The sequence below is a fragment of the Williamsia herbipolensis genome (assembly GCF_036153515.1).
GTDB classification, from domain to species: domain Bacteria; phylum Actinomycetota; class Actinomycetes; order Mycobacteriales; family Mycobacteriaceae; genus Williamsia_A; species Williamsia_A herbipolensis.
The window spans coordinates 4,528,810-4,544,572 of sequence record NZ_CP108021.1 but is presented as its reverse complement, the minus strand read 5'-3'; the positions used below and the strand labels follow the sequence as shown (position 1 = coordinate 4,544,572).

The window sequence follows — 15,763 nt, the reverse complement described above, 5'->3', positions numbered from 1 at the left end:
GGTACCCGGGGCAGTGAATCGGGCCCGTCGGGTGATGTAACGCCATCCGGGCCGAGGATTGTTCCCGAGCCCGAAAACGGTTCCCGACATCCGTACAGTTTCGGCCTACGCCTATCGTCTGCCCGGTGACCGACCTCCGAATCCCCCGCGACGGTGCTGATCTCGCTGTCGACCGCCCGTCGGGGGCGCGACCGATCGCCGTCTACGCCCACGGCATGTCCTCCAGCCGCCGGTTCGACGACGAGAGCGGCATCTTCGACTGGACGCCCGTCGACGGCGACGACCGCGAGCTCGTGCGGTTCGACGCGCGCGGCCACGGCGAGTCGACCGGACGGCCGGTCCCGGCGGATTACATCTGGACCGCGCTCGCCGACGACCTGTTGGCCGTGATCGACGCGGTGTCGCCCGAGGAACCCGTCGACGCCATCGGTGCATCGATGGGCTCGGCGGCCATCCTCTGGGCCGTCCTGCGCGCTCCCCACCGCTTCCGACGACTCGTCCTGTCGCTCACTCCCACCGCCTGGGAAACTCGCGCGGGCCACTCGAGCGGGTACCTGAGCACCGCGACCCTCCTCGAGAACGAGGGTCTCGATGCCCTGTTCGCGATGGTGTCCGCCATGCCTCCGCCGCCGATCATCACCGCGGGCGGATGGTCGACCGAGCCGCGTCCTCCCGCCGTCGACGTCGGGCTGTTGCCCTCGGTGATGAGAGGCGCGGCGCAGTCCGACCTCCCCGACGTCGAGAGCGTCACGCAGATCACCCACCCCACGCTGCTGCTGCCCTGGGACACCGACGCCGGACACCCGGTCAGCACCGCACAACGGCTCGCCGAACTCCTCCCCGACGCGACGCTCGAGATCGCCACCGAACCCGACCACGTCCGACAGTGGGGAGCACGCGCCGCGCGGTTCCTCGGGGCCTGAGGTTCGTCGGGGTACTTTCGACCTCGATGCCAGCCCTGCGCCGATCGTCCCGAATCCTCGCCGCGTCGGTGTCGGCCGTCGCCGTGGTCGTCGCGTGCGCGACGTTCGGCGCCCCCGCGGTGTCGGCGGACCCCGTCGTCCCGACGCCGACGGCAGGGCCGCCGAGCACACCCGACACCGAGAGGTGCCCCTACCGCACATCCCCTGCGGCGGCCGTGGACACCTCGGAGGTACCGCCCTCGGGGCAGGCGGCCCCGGCTCCGCTACCGGTGCCCGACCCGCCGGTCGGCGGCGAGAAGCTCGGCGCATGTGGCGTCGTCACCGCCGGCAACGCCGCGTCGATCCCCCGCGGCATCACCTCGGCCGGCTGGCTGGTCGCCGACGCGGGAACCGGCGCCGTCCTCGCCGCGAAGGACCCGCACGGCCGTTACCGTCCCGCCAGCACCATCAAGACGCTGCTGGCACTGGTCGCCCTCGACGAACTCGATCTCGACACCACCGTCACCGGTACCCGCGCGGACTACAGCATGGAGGGCGACTCGGCCGGGATCGGTCCCGACGGCCGCTACACCGTGCGACAACTGCTGCAGGGTCTGCTGATGGTGTCGGGCAACGACTGCGCCAACGCACTGGCCCGGGAACTCGGCGGCTACGAGGTCGCGGTCGGGAAGATGAACGAGATGGCCCACCGACTGGGCGCCGAGGACACCCGCGCGGCGTCACCCTCGGGGCTCGACGCCCCCGGGATGAGCACCTCCCCCTACGATCTCGCGCTGATCTTCCGCGCGGCCCTGAAGAACTCGACGTTCCGCGACCTCATCTCGCACGTGAACGCGCCGTTCCCGGGCTACCCGCCGCTCGCCGACGTGCCGAACGACAAACCGCACCCGGGCTACATGATGCAGACCCAGAACCGACTGCTCCTCGACGACTACCCCGGCATCATCGGCGGGAAGACGGGGTACACCGACGACGCCCGCAAGACGTTCGTCGGCGCGGTCGAGCGGTCCGGTCGCACGCTGATCGTGGTGCAGATGTATGGCCTCAACGAGGTCGACGACTCCTACTGGGACCAGGCGAAAGGGCTCCTCGATCTCGGATTCGGCATCCCGACGGGCGAGTCGGTGGGGCGGCTGGTCGACGAGACGACCTCCGACTCGTCGGCGTCGGACCCGTCGGCCGGCCGGGCGTCGTCGGGCGACGGCCACAGCGGTGCGGTCGCCTACCCCTCGTCCGAGGACGGCGCCTCCGGCTCGCCGTGGACCGACCGACTGCTGTTCGGCGGCGTGGGGCTCGTCGTCATCCTCGGGCTGGTCTACGCGGCGTTGCGGGTCAACCGCCGATCACGCTGACGCGTTCAGCGTCGGTGACGGCGCGCGCGCAGTCGTGAGTACCCGAGTGCGGCCGCCGCGCCCGTGAGCGCGGTCGCCGCGAGGGTGACCGCCGACGGCTCGGGCCGGATCGCGACCACGGGTGCGATCGTCACCGGATCGGGCACCGCAGCGGCCTGGTATTGCGCGTTCATCGGATCGGTCGCCGCCCATGCGGTCGCGAAAAGGATGATCCGCGTGGTGAAGAAGGCGAACACCATGATGCCGATGATGGGGCCGAAGGTGGCTCCGGCGGGACCGCTGGTGACGCCCTTCAGGTAGAAGGTCGCGATGAACTTGAAGATCTCGAAGACCACCGCGGTGAGCAGACCGGCCTTCGCGGCGTTGCGATACGGCAGCGGGATCCGCGGCAGCCGGGCGATGACCCAGGTGAACAGCAGCGTCGAGGCGACCAACGACACCACGATCGACAGCACGCGGACGACGATGAACACTCCGGGCACGTGATCGAGCCCGACGAACTCGAGGATCGTCGTGGTCAGTCCGCTCCCCGCGATCGCCGACAGTCCGAACGACACCACCAGCGCGAGGAACAGCCCCAGCAGGGCACCCAGGTCGCCGATCTTGGTCTTGAGGAACGTCGACGCCGGGGGCTCGGCTCCCCACTGCACGGTCAGGGCGTTGCGCAGGTTGGCCATCCACCCCAGCCCGGAGTAGAGCGCGAGCACCAGACCGATCACGCCGATCGACGCACGGGAACTGATTGCCTGGTCCATGAGGTCCTGGAGCTGATTGCCCATGTCGCCCTGGACCGAGTCGGCGATCTTGTTCTTCGCGTCGTCGAGGAGCCCGGGGCTGGCGGTGAAGACGAATCCCGCTGCGGCGAAACCGATCATGAGGAGCGGGAACAGCGCCAGGATGCTGAAGTAGGTGGCACCGGCGGCGAAGAAGTCGCCCTTGGAATCCTGGTAGCGTCCACCGGCCCGCACCAGGTGGTCGAGCCAGGGATACCGCGCCCGCAGCTGTTCGAGGCGCGACGGTCCCTTCTCGGTCGATGTCTCGTCGGTGTCGGCCATGGTCACTCCGCTCGTCGACTCGTCTTCGCGCGCGTCATCGTCGCGGCAGGAACCCCACCTTGTCATAGGCGCTCGCCAGCGTCTGCGCGGCGACCTCCCGGGCACGGTCGGCACCCCGGGCGAGGATCGCGTCCAGTTCGGCGCGGTCGGACATCAGCTCGTCGACACGCCCACGCAGAGGTGCCACGAAGTCGGCCAGCACGGTGGCGGTGTCGACCTTGAGGTCGCCGTACCCCTTGCCCTCGTATCCTGACACCAGATCGTCGACAGGGGTGCCGGTCAGCGCGGACTGGATGCTCAACAGGTTGCTGACACCGGGCTTGTTCTCCCAGTCGAGTCGGATCTCGCGCTCGTTGTCGGTGACCGCCGAGCGGACCTTCTTCGCCGAACGCTTCGGGTCGTCGAGCAGGTTGATGAGGCCGGCGTCGGAGTCTGCCGACTTGCTCATCTTCGCCGTCGGGTTCTGCAGGTCGTAGATCTTCGCGGTCTCGGCCACGATGTGCGCCTCGGGCACCGTGAACGTCTCACCGAACCGGGAGTTGAAGCGCTGCGCCAGGTTTCGGGTGAGCTCGAGGTGTTGGCGCTGGTCCTCGCCGACGGGCACCCGGTCGACCTGGAACGCGAGGATGTCGGCGGCCATCAGGATGGGGTAGGTGAACAGGCCGACGCCCGCGGAATCGGTGCCCTGCTTGGCCGCCTTGTCCTTGAACTGCGTCATGCGGTTGGCCTCACCGAAGCCGGTGATACACGACAGAACCCACGTCAGTTGCGCGATCTCGGGCACATGCGACTGGACATAGATCGTCGACCGGTCCGGATCGACGCCGACGGCCAGCATCTGCGCCACGCTGATCAGCGTGCGCTCGCGCAACGCCACGGGATCGTGGGGCGCGGTGATCGCGTGCATGTCCGGGATGAAGTAGTAGGCCTCGAAATCGTCCTGCAGCGCCACCCACTGCCGCACCGCACCCAGGTAATTGCCGAGGTGGAAGGAGTCACTTGTCGGTTGGATACCGGAGAGGACGCGTGCGGTGTTGCTCATGAGGGGCATTGTTTCATCCGGCCTCAAGCGAATTCGACGGTGACCGGTGCGTGGTCGGACCACCGCCGGTCATAGGCGTCGGCACGCTCGACGCGGGTGGCGCGCGCCCGACGCGCCATCACCGGATTGACGAGGTGGTAGTCGATACGCCAGCCCGAGTCGTTGTCGAACGCCTTGCCGCGCCACGACCACCACGAATAGGGACCGGGCTCGTCGCCGACGAGCGCTCGTGTCACGTCGACCCAGGAGCGGTCGAGCAGTCCCCCGACCCACGCACGCTCCTCAGGGAGGAATCCCGGGCTGCGCTGATTGGTCTTCCACGCCTTGAGGTCCAGTTCGCTGTGCGCGATGTTCCAGTCGCCACCGACGACCACCCCGCGCCGTCGCCGGGACAACGTGTCGAGGTGGGCGCCGAACTCGTCGAGGAAGCGGAACTTCTCGTCCCGCTTGGGTCCGTCGGAGGCGCCCTTGGGCAGGTAGAGAGACCCCAGGGTCAGCGCGGGGACGTCACCGTCGGCGGCGACGTCGATCTCCAGGTAGCGGCCGGTGCCGTCGAACTCCTCGCTGCCGAAGCCGACGCGCACGGCATCGGGGGCGACGGTGCCGAGGACCCCGACGCCCGCATGGCCCTTCACCGACGATTCCGTCATCGACAGTGACCACCCCGCGTCGAGGGCCGGTGCGAGCGCCTCGGCGGCCCGATCACGGGACGCGCGGATCTCCTGCAGGAGCACGAACCGACGGCCCGTGGGCGCGCCCAGCCAGGGCAGGATCCCCGGGTTGTCGGGATTGCGCTCCTTCACCGCGGCGCGGATGCCGTTGACGTTGACCGAGGTGATGGTGAGGGACACGCGGCGAGTGTAGCGAGGGGTCCCGACATCAGTGGACGGCGGTGATCTCCTGCGCCGCAACCGGCTTCGTCTCGCCGAGGGCGCTCCCGCGATCGGCGTGGGTGTCGTGGGCCACCACCTCGTCGGAGCGACGGTGCGCCAGCAGCGTCACCCCGAGGACCACCAGCCCGGCCGCGGCGAGCGCCGCACCGAGCAGCGACGGGGCGCGGTAGCCGTACCCGGCGCTGATCACCAGGCCACCGAGCCACGCACCGGCGGCGTTGGCGATGTTGAGCGCCGAGTGGTTCAGTGCGGCCGCCAGTGTCTGTGCGTCGTCGGCCACATCCATCAGACGCGTCTGCAACGCCGGGACGAGCGCCGAGCCGGTCACCCCGACCGCGAACACCAACGGCAGCGCGGCCCACACGGTCCCCGCCACCACGGCGAACACCACCAGACTGACCAGGATGGCCACGAGTCCCGCCACCATGGTGCCGATCACCGATCGATCGGCGAGCGCACCGCCGACGATGTTGCCGACCACCATGCCGATGCCGAACAGCATCAGCGCGAACGGGACGAGACCGCCGGGCAGACCGGAGACGTCGGTCAGAGTGGTGTGGATGTAGGTGTAGAAGGCGAACATGCCACCGAATCCGACCACGCCGATGAGCAGCGTGAACCACACCTGCGGGCGCGCGAGGGCGCCGAGCTCGGTGACCGGGTTGCTCGCGGTCATGCCCGTCAGCGACGGGAGGTGCCGCAGCAGTGACGCGATGGTGGCGAGACCGATGACGACGACCACACCGAAGGCGGTGCGCCAGCCGAACGCCTCACCGAGCCACGTGGCGGCCGGGACACCGACGACGTTGGCGACGCTGAGTCCCAGCATCACCTGACCGACCGCCTTGGCGCGGCTGCCCGGCCCGGCGAGGTGCGCAGCCACCAGGGCCGCGACGCCGAAGTAGGCGCCGTGCGGGAGGCCCGCGACGAAGCGTGCGGCCATGAGGGTGCCGTAGGTCGGGGCGACGACGGTCGCGCCGTTGCCGACTGTGAACGCCACCATCAGGGTGATCAGCAGGGCACGTCGCGACATCCGCGCGGTGGCCGCGGCGATCAGGGGTGCCCCGACGACGACGCCGAGTGCGTAGGCGGAGATGACGTGGCCGGCGGTGGGCTCGGAGATCCGCAGCGAGTCGGCGATGCTCGGCAGCAGTCCCATCGACACGAACTCGGTCGTGCCGATACCGAAGCCACCCAGGGCCAGCGCGAGGATGGCGTTGCGGCGGGCGGTGGTGGACACGGGCATGAGGCAACCTCTCGCGACAGAACTCGGGAGGCGCACACCGGTGGGCGCCAGGGCATCGACGGCGATCGGTCGCCGCGCACAGGGATTCTCAACGTCATGAGGTCGGGAAAAGATTCCGCGCACACGGTACGCGAGGTCGATTCTTTCGAATCCGGCTGCGCGGGATCCTTTCGGGACGAAATCGGCGATGTTATATCCTTGACGCCAGGTCATGAGTATCAGCGCCAAGCCCCGGCTCGCTGATCGGCAACCCTCCAACCGCGGTGGGGTGCTCCGGGTGAAAGACCAGGTTGTGGGCGTTCGCCGCAGGCGACGCTCCGCAGCAAGCGCGGGTCCGATGGTCGGACCCACGGGGCACTGTCGCCCCACCGACCGAAAGAGAGCTGTTTCCGAAGATGTCTGAAGCAACCGTCGACGCCGTCGAGGTCGACCCCACCTCCCACTGGGCCTTCGAGACCAAGCAGGTCCATGCCGGGCAGACCGCCGACGCGGCGACCTCGGCCCGTGCACTGCCGATCTACCAGACCACCTCATACACCTTCCGCGACACCCAGCACGCCGCCGACCTGTTCGGACTCGCCGAGCCCGGCAACATCTACACGCGCATCATGAACCCGACGCAGGACACCGTCGAACAGCGTCTCGCCGCCCTCGAAGGTGGCGTCGCCGCGTTGCTGGTGTCGTCGGGTCAGGCTGCCGAGACCTACGCGATCCTCAACGCGGTCGAGACCGGCGGTCACGTGGTGTCGAGCCCCCGTCTCTACGGCGGCACGTACAACCTCTTCCACTACACCCTGCCGAAGCTGGGTATCGAGGTGTCGTTCGTCGAGCAGCCCGACGACATCGAGTCGTGGCGCGCGGCCATCCGCCCGAACACCCGCGCGTTCTACGGCGAGACCATCGCCAACCCGAACAACGAGATCCTCGACATCCCGGCCGTCTCGGCGCTCGCGCACGAGACCGGTGTGCCGCTGATCGTCGACAACACGGTGGCGACGCCGTACCTCATCCAGCCGCTGGCCCATGGTGCGGACATCGTGGTGCACTCGGCGACCAAGTACATCGGTGGCCACGGCACCGCGGTCGGCGGCGTGATCGTCGACGGCGGCACCTTCGACTGGCGGGTACAGCGCGACGGACAGGACCTCTTCCCCGGTTTCACCACCCCCGATGCGAGCTACCACGGTGCGGTGTTCGCCGATCTCGGCGCACCGGCGTTCGCACTCAAGGCGCGCGTGCAGTGGCTGCGTGACACCGGTGCGGCGATCGCTCCGTTCAACGCGTTCCTCATCGCGCAGGGCCTCGAGACCCTGAGCCTGCGCATCGAGCGCCACGTCGCCAACGCCCGCAAGGTGGCCGAGTTCCTCGAGGGTCACGCCCAGGTCGAGTCGGTCGCCTACGCGGGCCTGCCGTCGTCGCCGTGGTACGAGCGCGGACAGCAGCTCGCACCGCGTGGCCAGGGCGCGATCGTCGCCTTCGAGATCGTCGGCGGCGTCGACGCCGGCAAGCGTTTCGTCGACGCGCTCACCCTGCACAGCCACGTCGCCAACATCGGAGACGTGCGGTCGCTGGTGATCCACCCGGCCTCCACCACCCACTCGCAGCTGACGCCCGAGGAGCAGGTCTCCGCAGGCGTCACACCGGGATTGGTGCGTCTCGCGGTCGGCATCGAGGGGATCGACGACATCATCGCCGACCTCGAGACGGGATTCCGGGCGGCGAACTGATCGTGACCACCGAATCCCGAACGTCCACCGTCGCCGGTGGCGCCTCCACGCCGCCCGACTGGGAGAGTCTCCCCGACGGTGAGTTGACGTACGCGTCCGTGGGTTCGGTGGAACTCGACAACGGTGGCCGGATCGACGACGTGACCCTGGCGTTCCAGCGCTGGGGCACGTTGTCGCCGGCCCGCGACAACGTCGTGCTGACGCTCCATGCGCTCACCGGTGACTCACACGTCGTCGGCGCCCCGGGGCCCGGTCACCCGCTCCCCGGATGGTGGGACGGGCTCATCGGACCCGGCTGCGCGGTCGACACCGACGAGTGGTGCGTGATCTCGGCGAACGTCCTGGGTGGCTGCGGAGGGTCGACGGGACCGGCGTCGCCGGGGCCCGACGGCCGGGCCTGGGGTTCCCGCTTCCCCCACATCACCGTGCTCGACCAGGTGCGCGCCGAGGTCGCCCTCATGGACGCGCTCGACATCGGCGCGGTCGCAGCGGTTCTCGGCGGTTCGATGGGTGGCGCCCGGTCACTCGAGTGGCTCATCGGCTACCCCGAGCGGGTCCGCAGCGGGCTCGTGCTGGCCGTGGGACCGCGGGCCACGGCCGATCAGATTGGCACCCAGACCACGCAGATCGCAGCCATCACCTCCGACCCGGATTGGCGGGGCGGCGACTACCACGGCACCGATGTGCGCCCGGTCGCCGGCCTGGGCATCGCCCGTCGCATCGCCCACCTGACCTATCGCTCGGAGATCGAACTCGACCAGCGGTTCGCCAATGATGCTCAGGGAGACGAGATCCCGCTCTCCGGCGGCCGCTACGCCGTGCAGAGCTACCTCGAACACCAGGCCGACAAGCTCGCCGGCCGCTTCGACCCCAGCAGCTATGTGGTCCTCAGCGAGGTGCTCAACCACCACGATGTCGGACGCAACCGCGGGGGCACCGAAGCCGCGCTGCGCAGCTGCGACGTCCCGGTGATCGTCGGCGGGATCTCGTCGGATCGGTTGTATCCCTTGCGGACCCAGGCCGAGCTGGCCGACCTCATGCCCGGCTGCGTCGGTGGGCTGCACGTCATCCAGTCCGACAGCGGACACGACGGCTTCCTCACCGAGTTCGACGCGATCGCCGACCTGCTGAAGCGGACGATGGAACTCGCCCGCCGCTGACCCGTCGGACAGCGGGGTTCCCGGCGCGTCAGGGTGCGGGTGTCACCGTCGGCGTGACCGACGCCGGCGCCGGCGTCGACCGCGGTGCAGGTATCGCGACGAACGGGTACGGCGTGAGCGAGAGGGGATCCGACGGCACCACCGGCGACACCAGCGGTGGCGAGGTCTGCGGACCCGACCCCGACGATGGTCCGGGGGTCCCCGGCACATCCGGGGTCAGCGGCGGACTGGTGGGAGCGATGGTCGACGTCGGACCGGAGGTGTCCTCGGGGGTCGCCAGTTCGGTTGTCGCCCAGGGACGTTCCTCGCGTCGGTCCATCCCACCGTTCGGATAGCCCAGCGTCGGCGATGTCGTGGTGGTGGGCAGCTCGGCCGTCCCGGCCGGCGGTACGACGGTCGACCGCGGGGGCACCCGGTCGTTCGGCACCCCGACCCCGGCGGAGGTCGTCCGGACGACCGGCGTGGCGGTGTCGGGCCGGCCTCCGGTGGGCACGTCGGACGGCGCTGCCGTCGACGCGGTGATCTCGACGTCGCGCACCGGTGAGGACGATCCGTCGAGGGCGGCGGTGAAGGCGTAGACCGCGAGCATCGCGACCGCGAGGAAACACCCCACGATCGCCAGCGGTACCGCCGACCACCAGTCACGGTGTCCGCGGCCACCGATGAACGCCAGGCGCAGCGCCGAGGACCGGTTGGGGCGCGCGAGCAGCGCGGCCCCGACGGCGCCGAGGAGATCGGGCGTCGACGCGACGACGACCGCCCGCTCCGTCGCGCGCTCGAGAACCCGCCGCACCGCGGCGATGTTCGCGACACCACCGACCACCACCAGAGGCGTGCTCTCCGGGATCGACTGGGCACGAACGTAGTCCGTGACCTCGTCGGCGAGGAGCTCGGCCATCGGCTCGCTCACCGCCGAGACCATGTCCGCGGTGAGCTGTACCGATCGTCCCCGCACGAGAACGGTCGTCGCATCCTGTTCGGCGAGTTCTTCTTTCGCCGTACGGCAGGCGCCGATCAGCGCCCGGCGTGAGGCGCGTGTGGTCGAGGGCAGGGCGTCGCCGACCAGATCGGCGAGTGCACCATCGATGGCGTGTCCCGACATCACGGTCGAACGCGTTGTGGCGGTGAGCTTTCCCGTCGCCGGGTTCAGCCGCGAGATCGTCACACCGGTGTCACCGCAGTCGAGCAGGATCGTCTCGTCGTGTGCGGCGATCTCGCCGGACTCGGCCAGCGCATGGGCGACCGATTCGGCGTCGCCGAGGAGGTGGATCTGCCGTCGGGGACCCGAGCCGGGCGAGGAGAACCCCCCACGGCGACCCGAGTCACGGGAGGCGACGCCGATCGCGGCAACCGACAGGCCCGCCGACGCGGCGCTGCCGAGCATCAGATCGATGCCCGCGTTCACCCTGCCCGCACGGTCGAGCCGGTCGGTGTCGTCGACCTCGATGACCCGCGAATCGACCACGAGGCGCTCGTGGTCGTCGACGGTGACCAGGGCGAAGTGCGTCATGCCCCCGCCCGCCGACACCCCCAGAGTGGTGATCGGCGACCGCGGATCGGTCGAAGAAGTGGCCGTCATCGCGACCCAGAATAGTCGGTGGGCCGATGCGAAAGCGACCGACTATTGATCGATACCGGTGCCCAGGGCGTCGATCGAGGCGGCCAACCAGATGATCGCGCCACCGGCGATCGCCATGGCCACCACATCCACGAAACGGCCCCTCACCTGCAGCAATCCCACGCGCGAACTCGGTAGCACCGCGCGCAGTAGGGCCGCCATCAGTGCTCCGCCGCCGAACACGAACGCTCCCCGTCGCCAGCGATCCAGGATGAGGAAGATCAGCGCCACGGCCACGAACGCCAGCACGATCACGAACGGGATCTGCACCAGGACCGAGCGTCGACGGCGCGCACGACGGACATCGTCGACCGAGCGGCCGGGGCCGCGGTTGCTCATCGTCGGCGACCGCTCACGACGTGCGTTGCCGCAGCAGGGCCTCGGCCCGCTCGACGACGTTGACGAGCAGGAATGCGCGGGTCAGCGGGCCCACACCGCCGGGATTCGGCGAGACGTGACCGGCGACGTCCCACACCTCGGGGGCGACGTCACCGACGAGACCGGCGTCGGTGCGACTCACCCCGACATCGAGCACGGCCGCACCGGGTTTGACCATGTCGGCGGTGATGAGGTGGGGTACGCCCGCCGCCGCGACGACGATGTCGGCGCGCGAGACCTCGGCGGCGAGATCGGTGGTACCGGTGTGGCACAGCGTGACCGTGGCGTTCTCGCTGCGGCGGGTGAGCAGCAGTCCGATCGGGCGACCGATCGTGACGCCGCGACCGACCACCACGACGCGCGCGCCGGCGATGGGGATGTCGTAGCGGCGCAGCAGGTGCACGACACCGCGAGGGGTGCAGGGCAGTGCCGCGTCGGTGCCCAGCACGAGGCGGCCGAGGTTGATCGGGTGCAGACCGTCGGCGTCCTTGCCGGGATCGATGCGTTCGAGCGCGGCGTTGTCGTCGAGCTGCGGGGGCAGCGGCAACTGCACGATGTAGCCGGTGCAGGCCGGATCGGCGTTCAGCTCGTCGATGACGGCGTTGAGCTGTTCGGTGGTGGTGTCGGCAGGCAGATCGCGGCGCAGTGACGCGATGCCGACCTTCGCGCAGTCGGCGTGTTTGCCGCGGACGTAGGCCTGCGATCCGGGGTCGTCGCCCACGAGGACCGTGCCGAGGCCCGGGGTGACCCCGGCCTCACGGAGCGTCGCCACGCGCGCCGCGAGGTCGACGAAGATCTCGTCGCGGGTGGCCTTGCCGTCGAGTGCTGTCGCCGTCACGCCACCAGTGTCCCCGATCGGGGCCGTGGGCCTGCGTTCAGGCCAACCGCAATCCGTGGGCCAGCGCGTAGTCGACGGCGTGGTCGTGGTCGACGACGGTGGCGGTGACCCTCGCCGCGACCCAGAACGCCGGGTCGATCCGCGCCCCACGCAGGTCGGAGTCGGTGACCGTCGCACCGACGGCACGCGACCCGGTCAGGTCGACGCCCGCCAGAGTCGACGAGGTGACGGTCGTCGACGCCAGATTGGCCTCGCGCAGACGCGAGCCGGTCAGATCGACCCGGTGCAGGGTGAGACCACCCAGCGACATAAGGGACATGTCGCAGTCGGTCATGGCCACCCGCCGCATCAGCGACTGCGTGATGGTCGATCCCAGGAGGCTGCAGTCGGTGAAGGTGGCGCCCGGCATCGGGCAACGGTCGAGGGTGCACGTACGGAACGCGGTCCTGCGGTGCTCGGAGTCGGCGAGACGACAGCCGACGAACGAGCAGCGCGTGAACACCACCGCCTCGGTGGTCAGTTCGGAGAGGTCGCAGTCGAGGAAGGTGCAGTCGTCGAAGGTGTCACCCGACCACGTCTGGCCCGACAGGTCCTCCTCGTCGAAGGTGTGGTCGACGTAGGCGGTCATGGATGCCCATCATGCGCCGTCGCCGGGCCGGTGGCGTGACCGCGGGTGCCGGCATGCGTTCGAGCAGGTGGGGTGACACCGGGGGCAGTGCGGGCTCGGTGGTCATGTGCTCGACGAGGAGCGGCGACACCGGCGGGAGGTCGCCGACGACCCGTGGCCGTCGTCGACCGATCCGCGTGATCGGGTAGCAGGCGAGCCCGACGATCGCGGCGCAGAGGTGGCCGATGTCGGTGAACGTGAAGTGGGTGCCGTGCACCAGGGGCCACACGATCGGGGTGAGGCAGACGACGGCCAGGGCACCGCCGTAGAGCCAGCGCCAGCGGCGCGCGATCCGGTAGACGAGGATCCCCGCCACACCGGCGAGCCCGTAGCTGACGCCGATGTCGATGACCGCGAGATCGCTCTGCGGTGCACGCCCGCTGTCGATGGCCCACAGGAGGATGCCCTGGCTGATGTAGGTCGCCGTGACGTGGGCGATGACCACGACCGCCACCCAGCGCGCCGTCCCGAGCCAGCGCTCGACCGGTGCGTGGATGAGGGAGAACACGATCGCGTAGAGGAACCAACCGTTGCCGTCGATCCAGAAGGCGCTGCGGAACAGGCTCGGGAGCGGGTTGTGCAGCAGGTGTCGGAGGTTGGTGGAGCGGTTCTGGAGGATGTGCGTCAGCTGGTCGGGCGCGACGCGATGGGCGATCACCGTGGTGACGAACAGGACGGCCAACCAGAGATAGGTGCCGGGCGCCGACCGGACATAACGCCAGACGACGCCAGCCGTGGTGCGCACCGTGTCCCGCATGTCCCACCCGGTTCGTTTCGTGACCACCGCCAAGCGCTGGGTCTGCCCTGCCCCGTCGTGCTCGACAGGTGCTCAGGCACAGTAGACGCTTGTGTTCCGCATTTTGTTCCATGAACCTCGCATACCCCCCAATACCGGCAACGCCATCCGTCTGGCGGCCAACACGGGGTGTGAGCTGCATCTCGTGGAACCGCTCGGCTTCGATCTCGATGCGGCGAAGGTGAAGCGGGCGGGATTGGACTATCACGAGATGGCGTCGGTGACGGTGCACCGCGATCTCGACGCCGCCTGGGAGGCGCTCGCCCCCGAACGCGTCTACGCGTTCACCGCGCACGCCGAGAAGTTCCACACCGCGGTCGACTACCGGCCGGGTGACGTGCTGCTGTTCGGGCCCGAGCCGACCGGCCTGTCCGACGAGGTCCTCGCCGACCCGCACGTCACCGAACGACTGCGCATCCCGATGCTCGCCGGTCGCCGATCGCTCAACCTCGCCAACGCCGCGAGCATCGTGATGTACGAGGCCTGGCGTCAGAACGGCTTCGAGGGCGCGGTCTAGCTGATCGCGTTCGCGCGCTCTCTCACCGTTTGCACGCCTGCTCACTGGTCGCACGCCCCCGACGGCATGCGAACGACACGCAAGCGTGCGAGTCACCCCCGACACGCGAGATCGAGCCCATGACAGCGGGATCAGTCTCTGCTCCAGTCCACGCGGGACGCCATCTCGAGAAGCTTCTGCCGCCGGGCGGGGCTCGTCGCCCCGACCCACGCGATCCGTCCGCGGACGTGGGCCTCGAAGTCCCCGACGTCGTCGCGATTCTGGGCCCCGGCCCCGGTCCGTATCGCGTTGTGCAACAACGCCCGCAGATCGTCGTATTCGGATCGGCACACGCGCGGACGATCGTTGATCACCAATCCGGTGAGGCGCTGCTGCTGGTGGGCGTACATGATGCGCGTCTTGTCGCCGTGGACGGTGAAACCCTCGTCGGCGACGATCTGCCCCACCACCCACACGACTGCCGACGGGTCGTCGATGGTGCCGCTCAGGGCCATGTCGTCGCCGTAGCGCGTGTAGACGAGTCCGTGTCGGTGGGCATAGCCGGTGATGCGGCGGTCGAGAGTGCGCATCACGAGGTTGGCCAGAGCGGGCGAGGTCGGCGCCCCCTGCGGCAGGTGGCGGGATCGCAGGATCGCCGCGTGCACGGGGTCCACGCCGACGAGGCGTTCCGCCGGTGTTGTCGTGGTGCACAGGTCGGCCAGCGCGCCGGCTACGGCGGGTGGGTATCCGACCGCGGCGAACACCGCACGAACGCGGGCGACGGTGATCGTCTCGAAGCACCGGCGGAGGTCGATGCGAATGACCACCGGCCGACCGGCGTGGGGGCTCGAGAACGTCGCCGGCGACGTCCCGGCGACGAATCCCTGTGCGGCAGGGTGAGGCGGCAGCCGGTCGAGGACACGGCGCAGGATGCGTCGCTGTGTCTCACGGAGTCGCGGTTTCGGGATCTCGAGGACGCGGGCACCTCGCCGTTTGGGGATGGGGGTCACGCGATAGTGCTGCAACGGACCGGTTCTCGACCGCAACCAGGTTCCGCGGTCCGCCAGCCAGTCGAGCTCGGGCACGGTCATGTCATAGGCGAGTGCGAGGGCGGAGTAGTCGGCGTAGCGCGGCAGACCGTCCCACAGCTCGCGCGGCGCCGGGCGCGGGCGCGGCGGCGGCATCGCCAGTTCGACGATGCGCCCGGCGATCGCGTCACGCCGATCCGGAGGTTGGCGGGGAAACGCGACGAGAAGGTGACCCGCGACGGCGTCCGCCTGAGCGTCGTCGAGACCGCGACGGTGCGCCGAGAGCGCATCGGCGAGACCCGCTCGCGTCCACTCGGGATCGGCCGCATCGACGATCGCGGCGAGCATCTCGGCCGTCGAGCGCGGATACTTTCGCACGGCCTCGATCGTCACCGGATGCGTGGCGGGCGAGTCGACCGAATTCTCCTGTCCACGGCGCCGTTCGGCACGCGCAGCGTGCGGTCCGGCGTCGGACGCAGGGTCTCGCTGTGTGGTGTACCCAGGGGTTGCCCCTGAGACGGGTGTGTCACCCCGTTCTCGTCTC

General features: G+C 69.7%; 15 protein-coding genes and 1 riboswitch. Of the genes, 5 read left to right on the top strand and 10 right to left on the bottom strand.

All coding sequences use genetic code 11. The features are described from left to right. The first annotated feature begins 125 nt into the window (after positions 1 to 125). Positions 126 to 923, top strand: a complete 798-nt coding sequence (locus tag OG579_RS21185) for an alpha/beta fold hydrolase (RefSeq protein ID WP_328857554.1) — start codon at positions 126 to 128, stop codon at positions 921 to 923. A gap of 26 nt (positions 924 to 949) precedes the next feature. Continuing rightward, positions 950 to 2,275: a D-alanyl-D-alanine carboxypeptidase family protein gene (locus tag OG579_RS21180; protein WP_328857553.1), complete on the top strand. Its 1,326-nt coding sequence runs from the start codon at positions 950 to 952 to the stop codon at positions 2,273 to 2,275. A gap of 5 nt (positions 2,276 to 2,280) precedes the next feature. Here the strand turns inward: OG579_RS21180 and yhjD are convergent, their stop codons facing one another. The 4 genes from yhjD to OG579_RS21160 are packed head-to-tail and all read right to left on the bottom strand — an operon-like array spanning position 2,281 to position 6,511. Further along, positions 2,281 to 3,330 carry an inner membrane protein YhjD gene (gene yhjD / locus OG579_RS21175; protein ID WP_328857552.1) on the bottom strand — a complete coding sequence of 350 codons (1,050 nt, stop codon included), beginning with the start codon at positions 3,328 to 3,330 and terminating at the stop codon, positions 2,281 to 2,283. 34 nt (positions 3,331 to 3,364) lie between these two features. After that, positions 3,365 to 4,372: a tryptophan--tRNA ligase gene (trpS, locus tag OG579_RS21170; protein ID WP_328857551.1), complete on the bottom strand. Its 1,008-nt coding sequence runs from the start codon at positions 4,370 to 4,372 to the stop codon at positions 3,365 to 3,367. A gap of 23 nt (positions 4,373 to 4,395) precedes the next feature. Continuing rightward, positions 4,396 to 5,223 carry an exodeoxyribonuclease III gene (locus OG579_RS21165; protein ID WP_328857550.1) on the bottom strand — a complete coding sequence of 276 codons (828 nt, stop codon included), beginning with the start codon at positions 5,221 to 5,223 and terminating at the stop codon, positions 4,396 to 4,398. 28 nt (positions 5,224 to 5,251) lie between these two features. Further along, positions 5,252 to 6,511, bottom strand: a complete 1,260-nt coding sequence (locus OG579_RS21160) for an MFS transporter (RefSeq protein WP_328857549.1) — start codon at positions 6,509 to 6,511, stop codon at positions 5,252 to 5,254. Positions 6,512 to 6,718: 207 nt separating this feature from the next. Next, positions 6,719 to 6,846: riboswitch (SAM riboswitch) on the top strand. Between the two features lie 60 nt (positions 6,847 to 6,906). Between OG579_RS21160 and OG579_RS21155 the strand changes: the two genes are divergently transcribed. Then, complete coding sequence (locus OG579_RS21155) at positions 6,907 to 8,238, top strand: bifunctional o-acetylhomoserine/o-acetylserine sulfhydrylase (RefSeq protein ID WP_045822101.1); 1,332 nt, start codon at positions 6,907 to 6,909, stop codon at positions 8,236 to 8,238. After that, positions 8,235 to 9,398: a homoserine O-acetyltransferase MetX gene (metX, locus tag OG579_RS21150; RefSeq protein WP_408068833.1), complete on the top strand. Its 1,164-nt coding sequence runs from the start codon at positions 8,235 to 8,237 to the stop codon at positions 9,396 to 9,398. The genes OG579_RS21155 and metX overlap by 4 nt, the downstream gene beginning before the upstream one ends. Before the next feature lie 28 nt (positions 9,399 to 9,426). Here metX and OG579_RS21145 read toward each other — a convergent pair whose 3' ends face one another. The 5 genes from OG579_RS21145 to OG579_RS21125 are packed head-to-tail and all read right to left on the bottom strand — an operon-like array spanning position 9,427 to position 13,644. Continuing rightward, a complete protein-coding gene (locus tag OG579_RS21145; protein WP_328857547.1) occupies positions 9,427 to 10,977 on the bottom strand; it encodes an Hsp70 family protein in 1,551 nt (516 codons plus the stop codon). Positions 10,978 to 11,019: 42 nt separating this feature from the next. After that, positions 11,020 to 11,355, bottom strand: a complete 336-nt coding sequence (locus OG579_RS21140) for a DUF3017 domain-containing protein (protein WP_045822100.1) — start codon at positions 11,353 to 11,355, stop codon at positions 11,020 to 11,022. A gap of 13 nt (positions 11,356 to 11,368) precedes the next feature. After that, entirely contained in the window at positions 11,369 to 12,232 is an 864-nt protein-coding gene (locus OG579_RS21135) for a bifunctional methylenetetrahydrofolate dehydrogenase/methenyltetrahydrofolate cyclohydrolase (protein WP_328857546.1), read from the bottom strand. 37 nt (positions 12,233 to 12,269) lie between these two features. Continuing rightward, positions 12,270 to 12,860, bottom strand: a complete 591-nt coding sequence (locus tag OG579_RS21130) for a pentapeptide repeat-containing protein (RefSeq protein WP_328857545.1) — start codon at positions 12,858 to 12,860, stop codon at positions 12,270 to 12,272. Beyond that, complete coding sequence (locus OG579_RS21125) at positions 12,796 to 13,644, bottom strand: rhomboid-like protein (RefSeq protein ID WP_328857544.1); 849 nt, start codon at positions 13,642 to 13,644, stop codon at positions 12,796 to 12,798. The genes OG579_RS21130 and OG579_RS21125 overlap by 65 nt, the downstream gene beginning before the upstream one ends. A 103-nt stretch (positions 13,645 to 13,747) precedes the next feature. Here OG579_RS21125 and OG579_RS21120 point away from each other — a divergent pair, with 103 nt between their 5' ends. Then, positions 13,748 to 14,212, top strand: a complete 465-nt coding sequence (locus tag OG579_RS21120; protein ID WP_045822098.1) for a tRNA (cytidine(34)-2'-O)-methyltransferase — start codon at positions 13,748 to 13,750, stop codon at positions 14,210 to 14,212. 131 nt (positions 14,213 to 14,343) lie between these two features. Here the strand turns inward: OG579_RS21120 and OG579_RS21115 are convergent, their stop codons facing one another. Beyond that, on the bottom strand, positions 14,344 to 15,597 hold the full coding sequence (locus OG579_RS21115; RefSeq protein WP_328857543.1) for a reverse transcriptase family protein: 1,254 nt from the start codon (positions 15,595 to 15,597) through the stop codon (positions 14,344 to 14,346). Positions 15,598 to 15,763 lie beyond the last annotated feature (166 nt).

Coding starts and splice junctions, on each gene's coding strand:
- OG579_RS21180 (WP_328857553.1), top strand. CDS start 950: ATGCCAGCCCTGCGCCGATCGTCCCGAATCCTCGCCGCGTCGGTGTCG.
- yhjD (WP_328857552.1), bottom strand. CDS start 3,330: ATGGCCGACACCGACGAGACATCGACCGAGAAGGGACCGTCGCGCCTC.
- trpS (WP_328857551.1), bottom strand. CDS start 4,372: ATGAGCAACACCGCACGCGTCCTCTCCGGTATCCAACCGACAAGTGAC.
- OG579_RS21160 (WP_328857549.1), bottom strand. CDS start 6,511: ATGCCCGTGTCCACCACCGCCCGCCGCAACGCCATCCTCGCGCTGGCC.
- OG579_RS21155 (WP_045822101.1), top strand. CDS start 6,907: ATGTCTGAAGCAACCGTCGACGCCGTCGAGGTCGACCCCACCTCCCAC.
- OG579_RS21145 (WP_328857547.1), bottom strand. CDS start 10,977: ATGACGGCCACTTCTTCGACCGATCCGCGGTCGCCGATCACCACTCTG.
- OG579_RS21140 (WP_045822100.1), bottom strand. CDS start 11,355: ATGAGCAACCGCGGCCCCGGCCGCTCGGTCGACGATGTCCGTCGTGCG.
- OG579_RS21130 (WP_328857545.1), bottom strand. CDS start 12,860: ATGACCGCCTACGTCGACCACACCTTCGACGAGGAGGACCTGTCGGGC.